This is a genomic window from Ollibium composti (assembly GCF_004801285.1).
Lineage (GTDB): Bacteria > Pseudomonadota > Alphaproteobacteria > Rhizobiales > Rhizobiaceae > Mesorhizobium > Mesorhizobium composti.
Genome location: NZ_SSNY01000014.1, coordinates 1 through 16844, shown reverse-complemented (window position 1 = coordinate 16844; position 16844 = coordinate 1). Strand labels below are relative to the sequence as shown.

General features: G+C 67.9%; 17 protein-coding genes. 13 read left to right on the top strand and 4 right to left on the bottom strand.

What is annotated here, in order from left to right:
- Positions 1-56: 56 nt before the first annotated feature.
- Positions 57-1010 (top strand): nucleoside hydrolase, encoded by a 954-nt coding sequence (locus E6C48_RS19830; protein WP_136359919.1) that lies wholly within the window; start codon positions 57-59, stop codon positions 1008-1010.
- A gap of 131 nt (positions 1011-1141) precedes the next feature.
- Here the strand turns inward: E6C48_RS19830 and E6C48_RS19825 are convergent, their stop codons facing one another.
- The 3 genes from E6C48_RS19825 to E6C48_RS19815 are packed head-to-tail and all read right to left on the bottom strand — an operon-like array spanning position 1142 to position 4173.
- On the bottom strand, positions 1142-1753 hold the full coding sequence (locus E6C48_RS19825) for a LysE family translocator (RefSeq protein WP_136359918.1): 612 nt from the start codon (positions 1751-1753) through the stop codon (positions 1142-1144).
- Positions 1754-1769: 16 nt separating this feature from the next.
- Positions 1770-3251, bottom strand: a complete 1482-nt coding sequence (locus E6C48_RS19820) for an amidase (RefSeq protein ID WP_136359917.1) — start codon at positions 3249-3251, stop codon at positions 1770-1772.
- Position 3252: 1 nt separating this feature from the next.
- Positions 3253-4173, bottom strand: coding sequence for a ribokinase (locus tag E6C48_RS19815; protein WP_136359916.1), 921 nt, complete (start codon positions 4171-4173; stop codon positions 3253-3255).
- Positions 4174-4354: 181 nt separating this feature from the next.
- Here E6C48_RS19815 and E6C48_RS19810 point away from each other — a divergent pair, with 181 nt between their 5' ends.
- The 11 genes from E6C48_RS19810 to E6C48_RS19760 all read left to right on the top strand — a co-directional run bounded on the left by E6C48_RS19810 (position 4355) and on the right by E6C48_RS19760 (position 14736).
- Positions 4355-5176, top strand: coding sequence for a helix-turn-helix domain-containing protein (locus E6C48_RS19810; protein WP_136359915.1), 822 nt, complete (start codon positions 4355-4357; stop codon positions 5174-5176).
- Positions 5177-5276: 100 nt separating this feature from the next.
- Complete coding sequence (locus E6C48_RS19805) at positions 5277-5720, top strand: SRPBCC family protein (RefSeq protein WP_136359914.1); 444 nt, start codon at positions 5277-5279, stop codon at positions 5718-5720.
- 46 nt (positions 5721-5766) lie between these two features.
- On the top strand, positions 5767-6564 hold the full coding sequence (locus tag E6C48_RS19800) for an FAD binding domain-containing protein (protein ID WP_136359913.1): 798 nt from the start codon (positions 5767-5769) through the stop codon (positions 6562-6564).
- A gap of 32 nt (positions 6565-6596) precedes the next feature.
- Positions 6597-7079, top strand: coding sequence for a (2Fe-2S)-binding protein (locus tag E6C48_RS19795; RefSeq protein ID WP_136359912.1), 483 nt, complete (start codon positions 6597-6599; stop codon positions 7077-7079).
- 12 nt (positions 7080-7091) lie between these two features.
- Complete coding sequence (locus tag E6C48_RS23070; protein WP_136359911.1) at positions 7092-8459, top strand: xanthine dehydrogenase family protein molybdopterin-binding subunit; 1368 nt, start codon at positions 7092-7094, stop codon at positions 8457-8459.
- 2 nt (positions 8460-8461) lie between these two features.
- The gene (locus tag E6C48_RS23065; RefSeq protein ID WP_136359910.1) at positions 8462-9466 is read left to right on the top strand and encodes a xanthine dehydrogenase family protein molybdopterin-binding subunit; all 1005 of its coding nucleotides are present in this window, start codon (positions 8462-8464) and stop codon (positions 9464-9466) included.
- Positions 9467-9622: 156 nt separating this feature from the next.
- Positions 9623-10531, top strand: a complete 909-nt coding sequence (locus E6C48_RS19780) for an AAA family ATPase (protein ID WP_230978878.1) — start codon at positions 9623-9625, stop codon at positions 10529-10531.
- A gap of 381 nt (positions 10532-10912) precedes the next feature.
- A complete protein-coding gene (locus E6C48_RS19775; protein ID WP_136359909.1) occupies positions 10913-12094 on the top strand; it encodes a vWA domain-containing protein in 1182 nt (393 codons plus the stop codon).
- A complete protein-coding gene (locus tag E6C48_RS19770) occupies positions 12094-12981 on the top strand; it encodes an amidohydrolase family protein (protein WP_168734596.1) in 888 nt (295 codons plus the stop codon). The genes E6C48_RS19775 and E6C48_RS19770 overlap by 1 nt, the downstream gene beginning before the upstream one ends.
- 90 nt (positions 12982-13071) lie before the next feature.
- Positions 13072-13977 (top strand): S1C family serine protease, encoded by a 906-nt coding sequence (locus tag E6C48_RS19765; RefSeq protein ID WP_136359907.1) that lies wholly within the window; start codon positions 13072-13074, stop codon positions 13975-13977.
- 327 nt (positions 13978-14304) lie between these two features.
- Positions 14305-14736 carry a hypothetical protein gene (locus tag E6C48_RS19760; RefSeq protein ID WP_136359906.1) on the top strand — a complete coding sequence of 144 codons (432 nt, stop codon included), beginning with the start codon at positions 14305-14307 and terminating at the stop codon, positions 14734-14736.
- Positions 14737-14803: 67 nt separating this feature from the next.
- Here the strand turns inward: E6C48_RS19760 and E6C48_RS19755 are convergent, their stop codons facing one another.
- Positions 14804-15670, bottom strand: coding sequence for a LysR family transcriptional regulator (locus E6C48_RS19755; protein WP_136359905.1), 867 nt, complete (start codon positions 15668-15670; stop codon positions 14804-14806).
- Positions 15671-15773: 103 nt separating this feature from the next.
- Between E6C48_RS19755 and E6C48_RS19750 the strand changes: the two genes are divergently transcribed.
- Positions 15774-16721: a DMT family transporter gene (locus tag E6C48_RS19750; protein WP_136359904.1), complete on the top strand. Its 948-nt coding sequence runs from the start codon at positions 15774-15776 to the stop codon at positions 16719-16721.
- Positions 16722-16844 lie beyond the last annotated feature (123 nt).

The window sequence follows — 16844 nt, the reverse complement described above, 5'->3', positions numbered from 1 at the left end:
CGATTCACCGCCAACCCGCACCCGCCCAAAAAGACTTTTCAGATCAAGGAAATGCCATGACCGCCTCACGGCTTGCCGCGCGCAAGATCATCATCGACACGGACCCCGGCCAGGACGATGCCGTCGCCATCCTGCTGGCGCTGGGCAGCGCCGAGCTCGATATCGTCGGCATCACCGCCGTCGCCGGCAACGTGCCGCTGAAGCTGACCGAGATAAACGCCCGCAAGATCTGCGAGCTCGCCGGACGGCCCGACATCAAGGTCTATTCGGGCGCCATCCGGCCGCTGGTCAGGCCGCTGGTCACCGCCGAGCACGTCCACGGCAAGACCGGGCTCGACGGCCCGGCGCTGCCAGAACCGGCCATGAAGCTGCAGGACCAGTATGCCGTCGACTTCATCGTCGAGACACTGATGAGCGAGGAGGCCGGCACCGTCACGTTGTGCGCGCTGGGGCCGCTCACCAACATCGCGCTGGCGCTGATCCGCGAGCCGCGCATCGCGCCGCGCATCAGGGAGATCGTGCTGATGGGCGGCGGCTTCTTCGAGGGCGGCAACATCACGCCGACGGCGGAATTCAACATCTATGTCGATCCGCACGCCGCTGAGGTGGTGTTCCGCTCGGGCGCGCCGATCATCGTCATGCCGCTCGACGTCACCCACAAGGCGCTGACGACGCATAAGCGAATCGAGGCGATGCGCAAGCTGGGCAGCAAGGTCGGCGACGCGGTAGCCGCCCTGCTCGACTTCTTCGAGCGCTTCGACGAGGAGAAATACGGCACCGACGGCGGGCCGCTGCACGATCCCTGCGTCATCGCCTGGCTGCTCAGGCCGGAACTGTTCACGGGCCGCCACTGCAATGTCGAGATCGAGACGACTTCGGAGCTCACCATGGGCATGACGGTGGTCGACTGGTGGGGCGTCACCGACCGGCCGAAGAACGCCCTGGTGATGCGCGACATTGATGCCGACGGGTTTTTCGCCCTGCTGACGGAGCGGCTGGGACGGCTGTAGCCCGTTTACGGGGAGAAGGTGCCGGCAGGCGGATGAGGGGCGGCGCCAACTTTCGCGAGTCGGCGCTGCCCCTCACCCGGCCGCTTCGCGGCCACCCTCTCCCCGTAAACGGGGCGAGGAAAGGGAAGCCGTCACCTCCTCGACAGGGCCAGCCAGACCCCGCCGCCGACGAGGAAGCCGCCGCTTATCTTCGACAGGAGCTTGACGCGGCGGGCCGACAGCATGTGGCCGGCGCGGCCAGCGGCGAGCGCATAGGCGGCGTCCGACAGCGCGCCGAGGATCAGCGCAGTGACGCCCATCAGCGCCAGTTGCAGCGCCGCGTTGCCGGCCGGATCGAGGAACTGCGGCAGGAAGGCGCCGAAGAAGATCAGCACCTTGGGATTGCTCAGCGCCACCAGCAGGCCCTGCAGGAAGAAGCCGCCGCGCGGGTGCCGGACCGTGCCGTCGGGGTTGAGATGGCCTTTCGAGCGCAACATCTGCACGCCCATCCAGACCAGGTAGGCGGCTCCGGCCAGCCGCACCAGCTCGAACCAGTGGCCCATGCCCTCGATCACCGAAGCAAGACCGATGCCGACGACGGCGAAGACGATGGCCATCCCAAGCTGTCCGCCGGCGACGTTGGCCAGCCCCGCGCGCGTGCCGTGGCGGATCGAATTGGCGACGATCAGCGTCACCGTCGGGCCCGGCACCAGGATGATGACGACGCAGGCGGCGAGAAAGGCGGCATAGACGGAAGGCGACATCGGTTCAGTCCTCCGGTTAACGCGTGGAACCGTCCGGGGCGGTTTGCGCGCCGGCGACCCAGGGCAGCGCCGTCTCGTAGGCGGCGCCGGCGCGCAGCACGTCGAGGTCGCCGCGCGGGCGGCCGATCAGTTGCATGCCCATCGGCCGGCCGCGCGCGTCGAAGCCGACCGGCACGTTGAGCGCCGGGCAGCCGCCCATGGTGGCGAAAGCGCAAACCTGCATCCAGCGGTGGTAGGTGTCCATCGGCCGGCCCGCGACCTCGCGCGGCCAGTGGGTTTCGATGGGGAAGGGGAAGACCTGCGCGGTGGGCAGCGCCAGAAGGTCGAAGCGCTCGAACAGGGCCAGCAGCGTCCGATACCAGGCGGTGCGGACCGTCGATGCGGCATGGATTTGCGGAGCGGCGAGACGACCGGCGCCTTCGGCTTCCCACACCGCCTCGGGCTTCAGCTTGCCGCGATTGGCCGGATCGTCGAGCAGCGCCTTCAGCGCCGAGCCGCTGGTCGCTTGCCTGAGCACGCAGAAAGCCTGCCAGAGCGCCTCCGCATCGAAATCGGGCAGCAGGGGTTCGACCGAAAATCCGAGATCGCCGAAGCGGCCGAGCGCTTCTTCGCACAGGTCGAGAATGCCGCTTTCCATCGGCAGGACGCCGCCGAAATCGCCGAGCCAGCCGATGCGGCCCGGTGTCGCCGGCTGATCGAGCCCCGCCAGGAACGAGCCTGGCTTTTCATAGGACAGGGGCGCTGCCGGATGGTAGCCGGCCTGCACGTCGAGCAGCAGGGCAAGGTCGCGCACAGTGCGGGCCATCGGTCCCTCCACGCCCATTTGCGCGTGAAAGACCTCGATGCCAAGGCTCGGCACCAGCCCTTGCGAAGGGCGGAAGCCGTAGACGTTGTTGTAGGCGGCGGGATTGCGCAGCGAGCCGCCGAAATCGCTGCCGTCGGCCAGCGGCACCATGTCGAGCGCCAGCGCCACGGCGGCACCGCCGCTGGAGCCGCCTGCGGTGAGCGCCGGATCGAGGGCGTTCAAGGTGGCGCCGAACACCGGGTTGTAGGTGTTGGAGCCGAGGCCGAATTCCGGTGCGTTGGTCTTGCCGATGACGATCGCGCCGGCCTGCCTCATACGGGTGACGAACAGGTCGTCCTCCTGTGGGACGAGGTCGGCGAAGATCGGCGAGCCGAAGGTCGTCCTGAGCCCCTTTGTCAGGGCGAGGTCCTTGATGGCGATGGGCAGGCCGAACAGAGCTCCCGGCTCGGCGCCGGCCGCGAGACGGGCGTCGGCTTCGCCGGCTTCGCTGAGGATGTCGGCGCGCTCGCGCAGCGACACGACGGCGTTGACGAGCGGATTGACGGCCTCGATGCGGTCGAGGAAGGCGGTGGCCACCTCGCGCGCCGAGAGCCGGCGCTCGCGGATGCGGCGGGCGAGTTCGACGGCGGAAAGGCGGCATATGTCGCCGGCCGGCGGAGCGGCAAGGCGGCTTCGGGGGCGGGTGGCGTCCATATCAGCGTCCTTCGTCGGGCAGGGCGGCGGCGAGCGCGGCATCGACGTCCGCCTTGAGTGGAATCGACGGCTGCGCGCCGGGTTTCAGGCAGGCGAGCGAACCGGCCGCCGCGGCGCGCGCCAGCGCATCCTCGAGCGGCAGACCTGAGGACAGGCCGGCGGCAAGATAGCCGCAGAAGGTGTCGCCGGCGCCGACGGTGTCGACCGGCTCGATCTTCAGCGCCGGCACCTGATGGAAACCGCCAGGCGACGCCGCCAGAACGCCGTCGCCGCCGAGCGTCACGATGACGACGCGGCCGGTCTTCTCCGCGAAGGCGCGCATGCGGGTGGGCCTGTCGCCTGCCGGCAGCGCCAGTGCGTCCGCATAGAGGTCGAATTCGGTCTCGTTGGCGACGACATGGTCCGCCTTGGCGAGCCAGGCCGTCACCCCGCTGTGGAAGGGGGCGGTGTTGAGCACGGTGACGGCGCCGGCGTCTCGCGCGGCGTCGAGTGCGGCTTCCACCGTCTCCAGCGGGATTTCGTGCTGCAGCAGGACCACGTCGCCCTTCGCGAGAAACGCCTTGGCGAGGTCGCCCGGCACGACCGAGGCGTTGGCGCCGGGAACCACGGCGATCATGTTCTCGCCCGCGCCGCCGACGAGGATGAGCGCGGTTCCGGTCGAGGCGTGCATCTCGGCGACGCCGGAGAGGTCGACCGCGCCGGCCTTCAGCAATTCCAGCGCCTGCGCGGCGAAGGGGTCCTTGCCGACGGCGCCGACCATGCGCACCTTGGCTCCGGCGCGCGCGGCGGCCAGCGCCTGGTTGGCGCCCTTGCCGCCGGGCGCGGTGGAAAAACCATTTCCGGGAACGGTCTCGCCCGGCGCCGGCAGCCGCTCGACGGTGGCGATCAGGTCGAGGTTGATCGAGCCGATGACGATGATCATGAAGGGCGGGACTCCGAACCGATGCGGGAAGCTAGCCTGTGCGGACGGGATTGAAAATGGGCCACGGGACAAGCTCCTGCCCGCGCTGCCGTGTGGGCCGGCGACCTGCCGCTTGACGCCGCCATCTGGTCGGACCAGAATTGGCGTATCAAGACGCGCGCAGAAGCGTCCAGGAGGAGAAATGTCCTCGATCAAGCTCTTCAGGGGCGAGTTCGGGCATGTGTCGGTGCTCAATGCGGCCAGCGACCTGGTCACGCATGCGCATGCCGAAGCCCATCTCATCGTCTGGCTGGACGGCACGCCGGGCACCATGCAGGTCGGCGAGTGCCACGTCGCGCTGGGGCCGCAGGTCGCCGCCGGCGTCAATTCCTTCGAGCCGCACAGCCACAGTTTCGCCGAAGGCAGCCTGCCCGGCCTGTTCCTGTGCTTCTACATCCGGCCGGAATGGGCCTTGCGGCGTCGCGGCCTGCCGGCCGGCGCGCGGCTGTTCCGCAACGCGGCCATCGTGCTCGATGCCTGGCTGGGCGAGGCTGCCGCCGGGCTGTTCGCGCGGCTGACGGATGCGCCGGACGCCGACGACCTGATCGCCTACGAGATCGAGCGGCTGATCGACAGTCTGCTGGATGCCGCCGGCACAGGCCCGGTCAGAGCGTCGATGCAGGCCGGGCAGGGCCACGATTTCCGGGTGCGCAAGGCCATGGACCTGATGAAGGCCAACATATGCGAGCGCATGAGCCTCGACGAGGTGGCGCGCAGCGTCGGCCTGTCGAGGCCGCATTTCTTCACCCTGTTCAAGGCGCAGACGAACCTGACGCCCAACGTCTACTGGAATACGCTGCGCATGGAGGAGGCGCTGCGCCAGTTGCAATGCTGCGAGGAGCCGCTGACGGCGGTGGCCTGCAATCTCGGCTTCACCACGCAGGGCAATTTCACCCGCTTCTTTCGCGATCATGCCGGCGTGCCGCCGACGCTTTATCGCGAGGCGGCCCGGCTGGCAGGCTGAATTTTTCAGACGCTTCGATAAGGCGCCAAGACGCCTTGATAAGCGGCGGCTTTTGCCCGGCTCTATTGTTTCGCCATTGGTCAGCGAGGAGCACCCAGCCATGGCGTCAATCACAGTCTCCAGCGTCATCGATGCGCCGGTCGAGAAGGTCTGGGCACGCATCCGCGATTTCAACGGCCTGCCGTCGTGGCATCCGCGCATGGTGGAGAGCCATATCGAAGACGGCAAGGACGCCGAGGCCATCGGCTGCGTGCGCAACTTCAAGGTGGCGAGCGGCGCCACCATCCGCGAAAAGCTGCTGGACTTCTCCGACGCCGATTTCCGCGTTTCCTATTCGATCATCGAGACGCCGCAGCCGATCTCCAACCACACGGCGACGCTGCAGTTGCGGCGCGTCACCGACGGCGAGCGCACCTATGCCGAGTGGAGCGCCGATTTCGAAGCGCCGGCCGACCAGGCCGACGCGGTGGCCAGCGGCATGGGCGCCAATGTCTTCCAGGGCGGCTTCAACGCGCTGAAGGATCATTTCTCGGGAAAGGCCTGATCTCGGGCAAGTCCTGACATCGGGCAGTGGCAAGCGGGAGGACACGATGCCGCTGACGCTCCAGACTTTTTCCACCATTGCCGATGCCGGCGCCGCGCTGAAGGCGTCGGGCACGCGCTATCTCGGCGGCGGGACGCTCGCCGTGCGCGCCGCCAACGAGGGCGACCTGTCGTTCTCGACGTTGGTCCGGGCAACCGATCCAGCGCTGTCGGCCATCGCGGTCGAGGGCGCGCGCGCCACCATCGGCGCCGGCGTCACGATGGCGGCGGTCGCCGCCCATCCGGGTCTGGCGGTGATCGCCAGGGCGGCGCGCGCCGTCGGCGGACCGGCGGTCCGCAACCAGGCCACCGTTGGCGGCAATCTGTTCGCCGCCTCGCCCTACGGCGATTTCACGGTCGCACTGCTGGCGCTGGACGCTACCGTTCATGCCGGCGGAGGCGCTATACCTGTGGAAGAGTTTCTCGCCGGACGCGACGGCTTCACCGGCATCGTCACCGCCGTCAGCTTCGCTATGCCGCGCGACGGCGGCTTCCGCTTCCTGAAGGTGTCGCGCGTCAAGCCGAAGGGCGTTTCGGTCCTCAGCATCGCCGCAGTCGTCGAGGAGGACGGCGACGGCCGCGTCACGGCGGCGCGCATCGGCCTCGGCTGCATGGCGGACCGGCCGATCAGGGCCAAGGCGGCAGAAAAGGCGCTGGTCGGCAACAGGCTGACGGCGGACGGGATAGCCGCCGCGCTCGCCGTCGCAGGCGAGGGCACAGTGCCGCCGACCGATGCGGTGGCGAGCGCCTGGTATCGCGCCGAGGTGCTGCCGGTGCATCTGAAAAGACTGCTTCTTGCTCGATAGTGCGGCGTCACGGCCGCGGTCCGGGAGGAAAGATGGCCAAGGTTCCTGTGCAATTTTCGCTCAACGGCAGCGAGAAGGCCGAATTCGTCGACAGCGGCGCGACGCTGCTTGCCGTGCTGCGCGGCAAGGCGGGCGATACCTCGCCCAAGGGCGGCTGCCATCAGGGCACCTGCGGCGCCTGTTCTGTGTTGATCGACGGCGAACTCAGGCTGTCCTGCCTGACGCTTGCCGAAACCTGCGAGGGTGCGGAGATCACCACCACGGCGGGGCTGGCGGAGGCCGGTGTGCTGCATCCCTTGCAGCGCGCCTTCATGGACGGTTTCGCGGCGCAATGCGGCTTCTGCACGCCGGGCATGCTGATGGCCGCCAAGGCGCTACTCGACCGCACGCCGAACCCGACGCGCGAGGACGTGGTCGAGGCGATCTCCGGCAATGTCTGCCGCTGCACCGGCTACGAGCCCATCATCCAGGCGATCCTCGCGGCCGCTCGCGCCAATTCGCACAACGCGGCATAGGAGGAGACGATCATGCGGCTTGCGAAAAACTACTTCGCCGACGAGCGCAGGGACGACCTCAACGAGATCGGCCAGGGGCGGCCGCGCGCCGACGTGCCTGGTCACGTGACGGCCAAGACGACCTATTTCGCCGACCGGAACTTTCCGGGCATGCTGCACCTGAAGATGGTGCGCAGCCCGCATCACCATGCGCGCATCAGGTCGATCGACACGTCGGAGGCCGAGAAGCATCCGGGCGTCGTGCGCGTGCTGACCGCCAAGGACGTGCCGCATAACACCTACACCATCCTGATCCTCATCCAGATCGGCCCGGAAGACGAACATGTGCTGGCCGAGGACAAGGTGCGCTGGAAGGGCGAGGCGGTGGTGGCGGTGCTGGCCGAGACCGAGCGCGCCGCGCAGGAAGCGGCCGCCAAGGTCAAGGTGGACTACGAGGTGCTGCCGGCCGTGCTCGACATGGAAGCGGCCTTGAAGCCCGGTGCGCCGCTGGTCAACGAGCACCACGGCCAGAACTACTACATGTACGACAGCGGCGCCTGCCGCAAGGTGCGCTTCGGCGATGTCGAGAAGGGTTTCGCCGAGGCCGATCATATCCTCGAGCAGACCTATTCGTCCTCGCCGATCGAGCAGGCGCCGATGGAAACGACCGGTTGCATCGCCGTGCCCGATGGCAACGACCGCTTCACCTGCTACACCAACACGCAGGCGATGTTCTTCACGCTCGACAACACCTCCATCATTTTGCAGATGCCGGGCTCGCAATTGCATCTGGTCGGCGGCACGGCGGGCGGCGGCTTCGGCGGCAAGGTCGACGTCATCGTCGAGCCGATCGCCATCCTGGCGGCGAAGCTGACCGGCCGGCCGGTCTCCTTCATCTACAGCCGGCACGAGGAGATGCAGATTTCCTCGCCGCGCGCGGCCGAGACGATCACCATCAAGGACGGCGTCATGAAGGACGGGCGCATCGTCGCACGCTACGTCAAAGGCTACACCGACGCCGGCGCCTATTCACGCCATTCGCCCTACGGCGCGCAGAAGGGCGCGGCGCACTATCCGGGGCCGTATACGATCCCAAACGTGTGGGCCGACACCTACTGCGTCTACACCAACCGAACGCCGTCCTCGGCCATGCGCGGCTTCGGCGTCACCATCGCCGACTTCGCGCTGGAGGTGCAGATGGACAAGCTGGCGCGGCTAATCGGCATGGACCCGCTGGAATTCCGCTTCATCAACGCCTATCGCGACGGCGACATGAAGGCGCATCGGCAAACAACAGAGGGCGCGGCGCTGATCGAGTGCATGCAGGAGGCCGCGCGCGCCGCCAACTGGCCGGTGGCGGAGAAATATTTCGCGCTGTCGTCGCATCCGAGGGAGGGCTGAGCATGGCCGTCAGGCGCGGGCGCGGCGTCGCCGCCATCAACTATCCGACCGGCATGAACCTCGGCGGCGATCCCAGCCAGGCGCTGGTGCATTCCACCCCGACCGGCAATTTCATGGTGACGCTCTCCTCGGTCGACCTCGGCCAGGGGCTGAAGCAGGTGATCTCGCAGATCTGCGCCGAGACGATCGGCGTGCCGACCGACCGGGTGGTGGTCGACACCGCCGACACCGACACCGGGCCGCACTGCATGGGCACCTTCGCCTCGCGCGGCACGCACCGCATCGGCAACGCCGTCATCCAGGCGGCGAAGGAGGCGCGGCAGGTGATGCTGGAGGTGGCGGCCGAGGAACTGGAGGTCAACGCCGCCGACCTCGAAACGGACGGCGCCGGCAACATCCACGTCAAGGGCGCGCCGCAGAAGGCGATCTCGATCTTTGACACGGCACTTTCGGCGCATTTCACGCGCGGCCGCTCGATCTCCGGGCGCGGCATGTTCCTGGTGCCGCGCTCCTTCCCCGAAACCGAGACCGGCGCGATGAAGCCGGCGACCTGCTATGCGCATGCCTGCACGGTGACCGAGGTGGAGGTGGACGACGAGACGGGCGAGGTGACGGTGCTGACCGTCAAGAACGTCTTCGAGATCGGCCGCGCACTGAACCCGAAGATGGTCGAGCAGCAGCTGGTCGGCGGGTCGTGGATGGGCATTTCGCACACGCTCTACGAGACGACCGAGCCCTATTATCCGGCGCGCGACCATGGTGGGTCGGATTTCAACGAATATCTGATGCCGGGGCCGGGCGACCTCGCCGACACCGAAATCATCGTTCTGGAGCGGCCCTCCGCCGACGGCCCGTACGGCGCCAAGGGGCCGGGCGAGATGTGCGCCAATCCGCAGATTCCGGCGCTCGCCAACGCGATCTTCGACGCCGTCGGCGTGCGCATCGACCATCTACCTATCACGCCGGAGCGCATCTTGAGGGCGCTGAAGGAACAGAGGCGGGTGTAAATTTCAGATGGCGCATTCCCCCTCTCCGTCGCCGCTCCGCGGCGCCACCTCTCCCCCACTTCGTGAGGGAGAGGACAGGCGTCAAGCTTGGCTCCCATCCTCTCCACCCGGAACGGGGGGAGAGGTGGCTCGGCGAAGCCGAGACGGAGAGGGGGGATGCGCCATTTCCGGAAGCGCAAGGCCGTCGCCATGATCGCTCACTCCGAAACACTCGCATCCCCCGAAGCCGTTGCAGCGGCGCTGGCGCGGAGCCGCTACCTTGCCGACGACAGCCTTGCCACCGCGATCTTCCTCGCCATCCGGCTCGGCAAGCCGCTGCTGATCGAGGGCGCGCCCGGCGTTGGCAAGACGGAAGCCGCCAAGGCGGTGGCCGACGCGCTCGGCCGCGATTTGGTGCGGCTGCAATGCTACGAAGGCATCGACGCCGCGCACGCGCTCTACGAATGGAACTACCAGCGGCAACTGCTTGCCATCCGCCAGAGCGCCGAGCAGGAGGTCGACATCTACGGCGACCGCTTCCTGATCGACAGGCCGCTGCTGCAGGTGCTCAGGGCACCGGAAAAGCGGCTGCTGCTGGTCGACGAGATCGACCGGTCGGACCACGAATTCGAGGCGCTGCTGCTGGAATTCCTGTCCGATTTCCAGATCAGCATCCCCGAGCGCGGCACGCTCGCCGCCGCCAGCCGGCCGGTCGTGGTGCTCACCTCCAACCGCACGCGCGAGCTCGCCGAGGCGCTCAGGCGGCGTTGCGTCTACCACTGGATCGGCTATCCGGACGTCGCGCGCGAGGCCGCCGTCATCATGCTGCGGGTTGGCGAGGTGGCGGAGGCGACGGCGCAGGCGGTGGCGAAGGCGGTGTGCGAGATCCGCGCCCGGCCGCTGGCCAAGCCGCCGGGCATCGCCGAGGCGGTGGAATGGGCGAATGCGGCGACGGTGCTGGAAAAGGGCGGTAGCCCGTGGCCCGAAGCCTTCCGCCGCGCCATCGGCGTGCTCATCAAGGACGAGGAGGACCTTTCGTACCTGACGCCGGAGTTGACGAGGATCGTCGAGGAGGCACTGGGGTGAGGATGGTAGCGGCTGCTTTCTTCTTTCCGCCTGCATCAGGGCTCTCATACACGGCGTTTGCCCCCCTCTCCGTCGCGCTTCGCGCGCCACCTCTCCCCCCGTCCCGGGTGGAGAGGATGGGCGTCCAGCCTGGCTCCCATCCTCGCCCCTACGAAGTGGGGGAGAGGTGGCGAGGGCGAAGCCCGAGACGGAGAGGGGGGACGCCATATGCGACGACCCCGCCGCTTGCGAGGAGAAGGTGCCCCAGTAGATGAGGGGGCAGCATCTGGCTTCCCTTGGAACAGGCTAGTCGCTGATGCCGGTGCCGCCCCTCATCTGCGTGCCGGCTCGACCCCTCGCAAGCTCGGGGCGTTCGAAGCCTGTCATGATGTCACCGGCATCATGACTTTCTCGCTTCGCTCGAAACCGGCTTCTCACCCCCGTGAACGGGGAGAGGAGACGCTGCCCCGCGCGGCCGCACCGTTCCTGCATTTCGCGCGTCTGCTGCGGGCCGACGGCTTTGTCGTCGCGCCGGAGCAGGTGAGCGCCTTCATGGCCGGGGTGACGCTGCTCGGGCCGCGCTCGATGGGCGACATTCGCGAGGCGGCGCTGGCGACGCTGGCGCCGCCGCCGGATCGCCGGGCCGCCTTCGAGGCGCTGTTCCGCGTCTTCTTCCACGGCGAGGGAACGATCACGGTCGAGGGCGGCGAGGAGGACGAGGAAACGGTGGTGAAGGACGACGCCGCCGTGCGCGAGGAGGAAATGCCGGTGCTGCGCGACGAGGAGAGCGGCGCTGCCGCTTCGGCGCTGGAGCAGCTTGGAACGCGCACCTTCGTTTCCGATGCCGCGCGGCTCGATGCCTTCCAGCGGGCCTTGCCGGCAGCCTTGCCGCAACGGCGCTCGTTCCGGTATGTGCGCACCCATGCGGGCGGCCGGCTTGACCTGCGCCGCTCCTTGCGCGCTGCGGTCGCAGCCGACGGCGACGTGCCGGCGCCGATGCTGCGGCGGCGGCAGACGGTGGCGCGGCCGCTGCTCATCCTCATCGACGTCTCAGGCTCGATGAAGGAGCATACGCAAGACTACCTCAGGCTCGCGCATGCGGCGGTGCAGGCGGCGCCGCGCGCGGAAATCTTCACCTTCGGCACGCGGCTGACGCGCGTCACGGCGGCGCTGCGGATCCGCGACGCGGAGCAGGCATTGGCGCGGGCGGCCGCCCTTGTCGACGACTGGGACGGCGGCACGCGCATCGGCCCGGCCCTGCTGGCGCTGCTTTCGATCCCGCGTTTCGCCGCCTTCGCGCGGGGTGCTGCGGTGATCGTGCTGTCCGACGGGCTGGAGCGCGGCGGCCATGCCGAGATGGAACTGGCGATGCGGCGGCTCAGCGCGCGCGCCTTCCGGCTGTCGCTGGCGACACCGCTTGCCGGCGATCCGCGCTTTGCGCCGCGAACGGCGGCCTTGCAGGCGATCCTGCCGGTGCTCGACGATCTGGTGGACGGCTCGTCCGTTGCCGTGCTCGCTCCTTTCATCCTGTCGCTTGCACGGCCTGCGCCGGCGGCGGCAACCGTCTGGCGGAGAATAGCGTGATGCAGAAAATCATCGATTCGCATTTCCATATCTGGCGGCAAAAGGACCAGCCGTGGCTGATGGGGCCGATGGTGCCGCGCATTTTCGGCCCGTACGAGCCGATCCGGCGCGACTATCCGATCGGCGAGTTCCTTCAGGATCAGGCCGGTTCCGGCGTCGAAAAGGGCATCTACGTGCAGACCAACTGGGCGAAAGAGGATTTCGAGAAGGAAGTGGCCTTCCTGCAGAAGACGGCGGACGAGACCGGCTGGCCGCACGCCATCGTCGGCTATGCCGACATGACGGTGGACGACGTGCGGGCGCAGATCGACCGTTTGATGAAATACAAGCTGCTGCGCGGTGTGCGCATGCAGCTTCACTGGCATGAAGTGCCGGAATACCGCTTCGCGCCGGATGCAAGGCAGGTGATCGATCCGGCGGTGAAGGCGAACGTGGCGCGGCTGAAGGATTACGGCCTGTCCTTCGACCTGCAGCTTTTCCCGGCGCAGATGCGCGACGGGCTGGAACTCGTCTCGGAGAATCCGCAAACGAGCTTCATCCTCACCCATTGCGGCATGCTGACGGGAACGGACCCGGCCACGGTCGAGGCCTGGAAGGAAGGGCTGCGAACGCTTGCGCAGGCGCCGAACCTCTATGCGAAGCTCTCGGGGCTCGGCACCTTCGTCCATCGCAACGACCCGGCGCTGGTTTCTCTGATCTACGATGTGGCGATTGAAATCCTCGGCAGCGACCGGCTGATGTTCGGCTCGAACTTCCCGATCGAGAAATTGTGGACGACGCATGCCGACCTCATCGCCGCGCACCGGGCGGCGGCGGCGAAATACAGCGCCGCCCAGCAGGCGGACCTGTTCCGGCACACGGCCGAAAGGGTCTATCGGCCGGCGTGAGGGGCCGGGAAATCCGCCGGCGGTCTTGCATCCGGTACGGCGCGTCATAGGTAGAGGGGTAATCCACCCTGACACTATCGGGATGACCGCATGACCGCCGCTCCGTTTCTTCGTTCCATCGTCGCCGTCCGCAGTTCGGTGCCCGAGGATGCCTTCACCGCGGAGGCTCTCGGCACGATGCGGGAAGGCAGCGGCGTCGTCATCCGCGACGACGGGCTGGTGCTCACCATCGGCTATCTCATCACCGAGGCGGAGGAAATCTGGCTGACCGATCATGCCGGGCGCGTGGTGCCGGCGCATGCGCTGGCCTACGACCAGGAAACCGGCTTCGGCCTGGTGCAGGCGCTCGGCGACCTTAGTCTGCCCGCCCTGCCGCTCGGCGATGCCGCCGCCGCGGGGGTAGGCGACGCCGTGACGCTGGCGGACGGGCAGGGGCATGCGGTGCAGGCGGCGATCGTCGCCAGGCAGGAATTCGCGGGCTACTGGGAATATCTGCTGGACGACGCGATCTTCACCGCGCCGGCGCATCCCTCCTGGGGCGGGGCCGCATTGATCGATGCCAGGGGCAGGCTGCTGGGCATCGGCTCGCTGCGCCTGCAGATGGCGAGGGCCGGCGAGGTGGCCGACATCAACATGGTCGTGCCCATCGATCTTCTGGTGCCCATCCTCGACGATCTGCTCACACGCGGGCGCGCCGACCGGCCGCCGCGACCGTGGCTGGGCGCCTTTTCGGCCGAAAGCAATGGGGCGGTCGTGGTGATGAGCGTCGCCGACGGCAGCCCGGCCGAAAAGGCCGGCCTCAGGCGCGGCGACGTCATTTCCGATATCCGCAACGAGGAGGTCGAGGGGCTCGCCGACTTCTACCGCAAGGTGTGGGACAGCGGCGCGGCCGGCACCGAGATCCCCATGCGGGTGGTGCGCGACGGCCGCGAGGCCTGGCTGCGAATCCGCTCGGCGGACCGCAACGATTTCCTCAAGCGCCCGCAGCTGCAATAGCACTGCCGGCAACCGAACCGTTGCGTTTCGGCGCTTGCGGCGGCGTGCCTTGCCGCCCGGCGCCATGTGTGTTTACCTGACCGGCGGGGCGCCGAAACGAGGAAGCGGGCATTGACGCTTGTTCTCGCCGCCATATCGACCTTGCGCCCGACGCCGGCCGCAATCGCACGGAACCATCCGGGTTCATTCCTTCAGTCCGACGGTTTCGGACGCCGGCTCGCGCGTTCCCGGAATGATTCCGGGATCGGCCGGCCGAGTGCCGGCGTGTGACACCATCGAAGGCCGGCACGCCGGTAGCGCCTGTGTCTCGACGTTTGGGAGCGGATCATGGATTACCGAACAGCGACATCACTCGACCTCGCGGCGATCTTCCGGGACCTGTCCCTGCGCATGGCCGACCAGTATTCGGCCGCCGGGCTCAACATCGAGGAGGCCAAGGACGAATTCCTGATGAGCCTGAAGGAAGGCCGGGCCCACACGCTGGTGCAGGACGGCAAGCCTGTCGCCATCATCGCGTGGCGGGAGGTCGGGCATGCGGCGCAGACCGCGTTCGCGGCCCATGACAGCTTCTTTTCGCGACTGTCAGTGCGGTTCTGCAAGCAGCACATCAGGCGCATCCAGGCGGTGTGCGGCAACCTGCCGATCGATTCCTACAGCTGGTCCGACCGGCCCGAGGTCGCCAAATGGTTCCGCATCCTGGGTTTTCGCGAGCGGGAGCGCGGCAACGGCTACACCATCTTCGAACTCGATCCGGAGTGATCGTCGCGAAATCCTGTTTTCCCTTGCGCGCGCTTCACGGCAGCGCACGAGCCTGGCTGTCGTTCGATCAAGGTTCCGCAAGGCTGTGGCGCTGCCGCAGGATTTCCTCGCTCACGGCGTCGGCCACGCTCACCACCCGGCGCGAGGCGGCGAGATCGGCATGGGTGACGATGAGGATCGGCCGCTGCATCGGGCCGCCGGCGGGCAGGCGGTCGTCGAGAAGGCGCAGCCCTGCCTCGCGGGCCAGAAAGTGCGGCAGCACGGCGACGCCGATGCCCAGCCGGACAGCTTCGATCTGGCCCGGCAATGTGTTCACTGCCAGTCTCGGCGCCTGCGGCCCGGCGAACGCCTCGGTCCATTGCAGCAGCGTTCCGAGGCTCATGGCATCGGGCCAGGCGACGACGCGCCGCGGGACAGGGCCGTCCGGCGGGCCGTAGAGGCCGAATCCCATCGTCGCCAACTGGCGCACGCGCAGGTTGCCCCGTTCCGGCCGGACCATGCGCAGCGCCAGGTCGGCATCGTGACGATGCATGTTGATCGTCGCCGTCGAAAACAGGATTTCCACGTCCAGTCCCGGATTGGCGCTCAGCAGCGGCGCAAGGGCGGGCACGATGAACGGCACGACGAGGCTTTCTATGCTGGTCAGCCGCACCACGCCGCGGATTTGCGCGTGGTCGCGCGCTTCCTGCCGCATTTCAGCCATCGCCAGCTCAACCGCCTCGGCGCGCGGCAGCATGGTCGCGCCCTGATCGGTCAGCACATAGCCGTTCTGGGTGCGCAGGAAGAGCGGCAAACCGAGCCCGTGCTCCATCCGCTCGATCCGGCGCGAGACCGTCGCCACGCCGGTCTTGAGGTGCCTGGCGGCGCCCGACAGCGTTCCCTCCCGCGCCAGGGCGAGGAAGATGCGGCAATCGTCCCAGTTCAGCGCGCTCATTAGCCTTTCCATTTTTGGAAATCGAATTGCCGTCATTATCCATATACCTTACAATTCCGATAAGGCTATCTGCGGCGGACTTCAATCGTCCAGAGAGGATGCCATGTCTCTTTCGAATCCGACTCACGCCCCTGCCCATATTTCTGCGCCTGTTCCCGCCGCCCGCGGCGATGGCGGAGCGCTCGTCCTGAGCGCCCTGGCCGCCGTGTTCTGGGGAACCAATTTCGAGGCGACGCGCCTCGCCCTCATCGACCTGCCGCCGTGGACGGCCGCCGCCGGTCGCTTCGTTCTCGCCGCCGCCGCGATCATGCTGTGGCTGGCTCTCACCAAAGGCATTTCGTGGCGCGTGCTGCGGCGCAATCTTTTCGCCTATGCGGCCTTGGGCGTGATCGGCGTCGCCGGCTTCAACGCCGCCCTGTTCCTCGGCATGGAGACGTCGAGCCCGGTGACGGCGGCGCTCATCATGGGAACCAGCCCGCTCACCACCAACCTGCTCGATTCGATCCTGCTGCGGCGGCTGCCGTCGCTGCTCGCCGTCGTGGGCATGGTCATCAGCCTGTTCGGCGTCGCGCTGACGGTCGGCGCCTTTTCCGGCGCGCATTTCGCTTCCGGCGACATACTGATCCTGCTCGGCAGCATTGCATGGGCGCTCTACACGATCGGCTGCCGCCGCTGGGTCAGGGACGCGACGCCGCTCGAAACCTCGGCATGGACGATGCTCGTCGGCACGCTGGCGCTCGCCCTTGCCGCCCTGCGGCTGGAAACGCCGATCGCCACCTTCGCCCATGCCCCGGCCATCGCCTGGGCGTCCGTCGTGTGGATGGCGCTGGTCGGCTCGGTCCTCGCCTACATCTTCTGGCAGGTGGGGATCGCCCGGCGCGGCCCCGGCGCGACGTCGGTGATGTTCAACCTCGTGCCGGTTTCGGCGCTGGTCGTCGCCGCCATCTTCGGCCGGACCCCCGATGCGATGCAGGTCGCCGGCGTCGCCGTCGCCATCTTCGGCATCCTGCTGGCAAGCGGCAAATTGCCCGGCCTGCACGCCCGCAGCTAGGCTCAGGACCTATTAATTTGGATTGAGATGTGATTCACGGCTCCGAGAAGGAGACCGTGATGGGTGATTTGTTTCTGCTGAGCGAGCGCCAGATGGCGCGGATATCGCCGCATTTCCCTCTGT

What these genes read in the sequence shown, in the direction of transcription:
- E6C48_RS19830 (WP_136359919.1), top strand. Translation starts at nt 57, where the DNA reads ATGACCGCCTCACGGCTTGCCGCGCGCAAGATCATCATCGACACGGAC.
- E6C48_RS19825 (WP_136359918.1), bottom strand. Translation starts at nt 1,753, where the DNA reads ATGTCGCCTTCCGTCTATGCCGCCTTTCTCGCCGCCTGCGTCGTCATC.
- E6C48_RS19820 (WP_136359917.1), bottom strand. Translation starts at nt 3,251, where the DNA reads ATGGACGCCACCCGCCCCCGAAGCCGCCTTGCCGCTCCGCCGGCCGGC.
- E6C48_RS19815 (WP_136359916.1), bottom strand. Translation starts at nt 4,173, where the DNA reads ATGATCATCGTCATCGGCTCGATCAACCTCGACCTGATCGCCACCGTC.
- E6C48_RS19810 (WP_136359915.1), top strand. Translation starts at nt 4,355, where the DNA reads ATGTCCTCGATCAAGCTCTTCAGGGGCGAGTTCGGGCATGTGTCGGTG.
- E6C48_RS19805 (WP_136359914.1), top strand. Translation starts at nt 5,277, where the DNA reads ATGGCGTCAATCACAGTCTCCAGCGTCATCGATGCGCCGGTCGAGAAG.
- E6C48_RS19800 (WP_136359913.1), top strand. Translation starts at nt 5,767, where the DNA reads ATGCCGCTGACGCTCCAGACTTTTTCCACCATTGCCGATGCCGGCGCC.
- E6C48_RS19795 (WP_136359912.1), top strand. Translation starts at nt 6,597, where the DNA reads ATGGCCAAGGTTCCTGTGCAATTTTCGCTCAACGGCAGCGAGAAGGCC.
- E6C48_RS23070 (WP_136359911.1), top strand. Translation starts at nt 7,092, where the DNA reads ATGCGGCTTGCGAAAAACTACTTCGCCGACGAGCGCAGGGACGACCTC.
- E6C48_RS23065 (WP_136359910.1), top strand. Translation starts at nt 8,462, where the DNA reads ATGGCCGTCAGGCGCGGGCGCGGCGTCGCCGCCATCAACTATCCGACC.
- E6C48_RS19780 (WP_230978878.1), top strand. Translation starts at nt 9,623, where the DNA reads ATGCGCCATTTCCGGAAGCGCAAGGCCGTCGCCATGATCGCTCACTCC.
- E6C48_RS19775 (WP_136359909.1), top strand. Translation starts at nt 10,913, where the DNA reads ATGACTTTCTCGCTTCGCTCGAAACCGGCTTCTCACCCCCGTGAACGG.
- E6C48_RS19770 (WP_168734596.1), top strand. Translation starts at nt 12,094, where the DNA reads ATGCAGAAAATCATCGATTCGCATTTCCATATCTGGCGGCAAAAGGAC.
- E6C48_RS19765 (WP_136359907.1), top strand. Translation starts at nt 13,072, where the DNA reads ATGACCGCCGCTCCGTTTCTTCGTTCCATCGTCGCCGTCCGCAGTTCG.
- E6C48_RS19760 (WP_136359906.1), top strand. Translation starts at nt 14,305, where the DNA reads ATGGATTACCGAACAGCGACATCACTCGACCTCGCGGCGATCTTCCGG.
- E6C48_RS19755 (WP_136359905.1), bottom strand. Translation starts at nt 15,670, where the DNA reads ATGAGCGCGCTGAACTGGGACGATTGCCGCATCTTCCTCGCCCTGGCG.
- E6C48_RS19750 (WP_136359904.1), top strand. Translation starts at nt 15,774, where the DNA reads ATGTCTCTTTCGAATCCGACTCACGCCCCTGCCCATATTTCTGCGCCT.